Annotated in this window: 1 protein-coding gene; it reads left to right on the forward strand. The window is 72.4% G+C overall.

Annotated elements, in window-relative coordinates; genetic code table 11:
- Nucleotides 1–189 precede the first annotated feature (189 nt).
- On the forward strand, nt 190–4,118 hold a 3,929-nt coding region (locus IEY93_RS34955), incomplete at its 3' end, for an SDR family NAD(P)-dependent oxidoreductase (protein ID WP_229691728.1).

Raw genomic sequence — 4,118 nt, forward strand, 5'->3', positions numbered from 1 at the left:
AACGAGCCGTTGATCCCGGTGGTGTCGAATGTGACCGGGCGGGTGGCCGAGCCGGGGCTTTTGGCCGATCCGGGGTATTGGGTGCGGCATGTGCGGGAGGCGGTGCGCTTCGCCGACGGGGTCTCCGCTGCGCGTTCGGCTGGAGCGACGGTCTTTGTCGAGGTGGGTCCGGATGCGACGCTGACCGCGTTGGCGCAGCAGAGTCTGGACGCCGATGAGATGGTGCTGCTGGTGCCTGCGGTGCGTAAGGACCGGGACGAGGTGCGTGCGTTCGTCCAGGCGCTGGGCCACCTGCACACCCGCGGTCTCACTCTCGACTGGGAGACGTATTTCGCGAACGTCCCGGCCCGGCACGTCGACCTGCCCACCTATGCCTTCCAGCACCAGCGCTACTGGCTCGACTCCGGCCGTCCCACGGGTGCCTTCGCCGGGGGAGGGATGGTCTCTCTGGACCATCCGGTGCTCGGCGCCGTCGTGCCCGCACCCGGTTCCGACTCGATCACCCTTGTTGGGCGGCTCTCCGTGGCCGAACACCCCTGGCTGGCCGACCACGTGCTGGCCGGTCAGGTCGTGGTGCCGGGTGCGGCGCAGCTCGAACTCGCCATCCGCGCGGGTGACGAGGCCGGCTGCCCCGTGCTGGACGAGCTGACCCTGCAGTCACCGATGGTGCTGCCCGCGCAGGGCGGCCTGCAGATCCAGGTCGTGGTCACGGTGGCCGACGACTCGGGACGCCGCCAGGTGACCGTGCACTCCCGTGCCGAGGACGGCACGGACTGGCGGCAGAACGCCCAAGGCTTCCTCACCCCGGCCCCGGCAACGGCCACCGCCACGCCGTCGCTCGCGCAGTGGCCGCCGGCCGGCGCCGAGCCGCTCGCGGTCGACGAGCTGTACGACCGCTTGGCCGCATCGGGCATGGTCTACGGTGCCGCCTTCCAAGGGCTGACCGCCGCCTGGCGCAAGGACGACGTGGTGTACGCCGAGGTCGCCCTGCCCGAGCAGGCGCGTCAGGACGCCGTGCGCTTCGGCATGCACCCGGCCCTGCTCGACGCCGCGCTGCACCCCGTCGCGCTGGACGGTCTCCTGCCGGCCGCCGAACCGGACCGGCCGTACGTGCCGTTCGCCTGGAGCGGGGTGACGCTGCACGCCACCGGCGCGACCGTCCTGCGCATCCGGGCGACCCCTGCCGGCGGCCCCGGCGTGGTCGCCCTGACCATCGCCGACGCGTCCGGCGCGCCGGTCATGGAGATGGGGTCGCTCATCTGCCGCCCTCGATCCGCCGAACGGGAGGCGCCACACCGCGACAGCCTGTTCCAGGTGGACTGGGTACCGGCACCCGTGCGGACGGCGCCGGAGGAGCTCCGGTACGCGCTGGTGGACGTGCCGCCGAGCCCGTCGCCGGCTCCCGAGGCGATCAGGCGCGCCACCGACGCCGTACTTTCCGCGATGCGACAGTTGCCCGCCGAGGAACGGCTGGTGGTGGTGACCCACGGGGCGGTGGCGACCGGCACCGAGGACACCCTGCTCGACGTCGCGCAGGCGGCGGTATGGGGTCTGGTGCGTGCCGCGCAGACCGAGCAGCCCGGCCGCTTCGTACTGCTGGACACCTCTCCGCACGCCGACGCCGGCCTGGACTCCACGCTGGAGCGCCTGGTCGAGCGGGCACTGGCCGCCGGCGAGCCACAACTGGCGTCGCGCGAGGGCGAACTTCTGGTGCCACGGCTGGCCAGGGTCGCGGCCACGGACGACCGTACGTCCGCGTCCGGGCCCGTGGTGAACGATGCAGGCGCGCCTGAGCCGGCGGAGCAGCACCCGCCGGTGTTCGGACCGGACTCGACGGTGCTGGTCACCGGGGGCACGGGCGGACTGGGCGCTCTGGTGGCCCGTCATCTGGTCGCCGCCCACCAGGTCGGGCGCCTGCTGCTGGTGAGCCGGCGCGGCCTCGCGGCACCGGGCGCGCAAGAGCTGGCCGCCGAACTGGCCGGGCTCGGCGCCGAGGTACGGGTCGTGGCGTGCGACGTCGCGGACCGGGAGGCGCTGGCGCAGGTCGTCGCGTCCATGGAACACCCGCTCACCGCAGTGGTGCACACGGCCGGCGTCCTGGACGACGGCATCGTCACCTCGCTCACCCCGGAGCGGCTGGACGCCGTCCTGCGGCCCAAGGCGGACGCGGCCTGGCACCTGCACGAGCTGACCCAGGGCCTCGACCTGACCGCGTTCGTGCTCTTCTCCTCGATCTCCGGGACCCTGGGCAGCCCGGGTCAGGGCAACTACGCCGCCGCGAACACCTACCTGGACGCGCTCGCCCAGTACCGCCGGGCGCGCGGTCTGCCGGCGACCTCGCTCGCCTGGGGGCTGTGGGCGACCGGCATGGCAGGCGACCTGGGCGAGCAGGACCTGCGCCGCATCGAGCGGACCGGCATCAGACCTCTGTCCGATGGCGACGGCCTCGCGCTGTTCGACGCCGCGGTGGCCCACCACCGTCCTGTGCTGGTCCCCGCGTCGTTGGACATGCCGGCTCTGCGCGACCAGGGCAGCGCGCTGCCGGCGATGCTGCACGGCCTTGTCCGGGTCCAGACCGCACCGGCCCGCCGTGCGAGCACGGCCACGGCGACCGCGACCGACCTGCTGGCGCTCGTGCGTACCCAGGTGGCCCTCGTACTCGGCTTCGCCGGCGCCGACCAGGTCGAACCGGCCAAGCGGTTCCAGGATCTCGGGTTCGACTCACTGATCGCGGTCGAGTTGCGCAACCGGCTCAACACCGCCACCGGGCTTCGCCTGCCCGCCACGCTCGTCTTCGACTACCCGACCGCCGAGGCGGTGGCGGGCTTCATCGCTGCCGAGCTGACCGGCCGCCGTGTCGAGCAGGCGGCGGCCGTGAGCGCATCGGTGGTGGACGAGCCGATCGCGATCGTGGGTATGGCGTGTCGTTTCCCCGGTGGTGTGGTGTCGCCGGAGGGTCTGTGGGAGCTGGTCGCGGGTGGCGGCGATGCGATCGGGGAGTTCCCGTCGGATCGTGGGTGGGATCTGGACCGGTTGTACGACCCGGACCCGGAGAGCTACGGCACCAGCTATGCCCGTCATGGTGGGTTCCTGTACGACGCGGGGCAGTTCGACGCCGGGTTCTTCGGGATCTCGCCGCGCGAGGCGCTGGCCATGGACCCGCAGCAGCGCTTGCTGCTGGAGACCTCCTGGGAGGCGATCGAACAGGCCGGCGTCAGTCCGCTGGGGCTGCGTGGCAGTCGTACGGGTGTGTTCGCCGGGGTGATGTACCACGATTACGCGCCGGGGTTGTCGTCGGTGCCGCGGGAGCTGGAAGGGCTGGTCGGTACCGGTAGCTCGGGGAGCGTCGCCTCTGGCCGGGTGTCGTACAGCTTCGGATTCGAGGGCCCGGCGGTGACGGTGGATACCGCGTGCTCGTCGTCGCTGGTCGCGCTGCATCTGGCCGTCCAGGCGCTGCGCTCAGGGGAGTGCGACCTGGCGCTGGCCGGCGGCGTGACGGTCATGTCCACCCCGGGGACGTTCGTGGAGTTCTCCCGGCAGCGTGGTCTGGCCCCCGATGGTCGGTGCAAGGCGTTCGGCGCGGGCGCGGACGGCACCGGCTGGGGTGAGGGCGTCGGTGTGCTGCTGGTGGAGCGGCTGTCGGACGCCCGTCGCAACGGGCATCGGGTGCTGGCGGTGGTGCGTGGTTCGGCGGTGAACCAGGACGGTGCGAGTAATGGTCTGACCGCGCCGAACGGCCCGTCGCAGCAGCGGGTGATCCGCCAGGCGCTGGCTAACGCGGGGTTGGCCCCGGTGGACGTGGATGTGGTCGAGGCGCACGGTACGGGTACGGCGTTGGGTGATCCGATCGAGGCGCAGGCGTTGCTGGCGACGTATGGCCAGGACCGTGACGCGGATCGGCCGTTGTGGCTGGGGTCGGTGAAGTCGAACATCGGTCATGCGCAGGCCGCGGCGGGTGTGGCCGGTGTCATCAAGATGGTCATGGCGATGCGCAACGGGGTCCTGCCCAAGACGCTGCATGTGGACGAGCCGTCGCCGCATGTGGACTGGTCGGCGGGTGCGGTGGAGTTGCTGACCGAGACGCGGGAGTGGGACCGGCCGGACCGTCCCCGCCGGGC

This window comes from Sphaerisporangium melleum (assembly GCF_014646695.1).
Classification (GTDB): domain Bacteria; phylum Actinomycetota; class Actinomycetes; order Streptosporangiales; family Streptosporangiaceae; genus Sphaerisporangium; species Sphaerisporangium melleum.